At 66.9% G+C, this 951-nt stretch carries 1 protein-coding gene; it reads left to right on the forward strand.

Going from position 1 to position 951, the window contains the following annotated elements; all coding sequences use genetic code 11:
* A partial coding sequence (locus K7G59_RS34360; protein ID WP_308295131.1) for a carboxyl transferase domain-containing protein occupies window positions 1–951 on the forward strand: 951 nt, incomplete at both ends.

Raw genomic sequence — 951 nt, forward strand, 5'->3', positions numbered from 1 at the left:
GTCGCCGAACTGCACGGGATTCGTGCGCAGGCGGTGGCGGGTCCGAGCGAGAGGGCGACCGAGGCGCAGCACGCCAAGGGCAAGCTGACGGCGCGGGAGCGTATCGAGCTGCTCCTGGACCCGGGGTCTTTCCGGGAGGTCGAGCAGTTGCGTCGGCACCGGGCGTCGGGTTTCGGTCTGGAGGCGAAGAAGCCGTACACCGACGGTGTTGTCACCGGCTGGGGGACGGTTGAAGGTCGTACGGTCTTCGTGTACGCGCATGATTTCCGGATCTTCGGTGGTGCGCTGGGTGAGGCGCATGCCACGAAGATCCACAAGATCATGGACATGGCGATTGCGGCGGGTGCGCCGCTGGTGTCGTTGAACGACGGTGCGGGTGCGCGTATTCAGGAGGGTGTGTCGGCCCTTGCGGGGTACGGCGGTATCTTCCAGCGCAACACCAGGGCTTCGGGTGTGATCCCGCAGATCTCGGTGATGCTGGGTCCGTGTGCGGGTGGTGCGGCCTACAGTCCGGCTCTGACGGACTTCGTGTTCATGGTGCGTGAGACGTCGCAGATGTTCATCACCGGGCCGGACGTGGTCAAGGCGGTGACGGGCGAGGAGATCACGCAGAACGGGCTCGGCGGTGCGGACGTGCACGCGGAGACCAGCGGTGTGTGCCACTTCGCGTACGACGACGAGGAGACCTGCATCGAGGAGGTGCGGTACCTGCTGTCGCTCCTCCCGGCGAACAACCGCGAGTACCCGCCCAGCGGGCCCACCACCGATCCGCCGGCGCGACGGTCGGAGATGCTGCTGGACCTGGTCCCGGTGAACGGCAACCAGCCGTACGACATGGCCAAGGTCATCGAGGAGATCGTCGACGACGGCGAGTACCTGGAGGTCCACGAGCGCTGGGCGCGGAACATCATCTGCGCGCTGGCCCGGCTCGACGGCCAGGTCGTCGGCATC

This window comes from Streptomyces sp. NK08204 (genome assembly GCF_020400585.1).
Classification (GTDB): domain Bacteria; phylum Actinomycetota; class Actinomycetes; order Streptomycetales; family Streptomycetaceae; genus Streptomyces.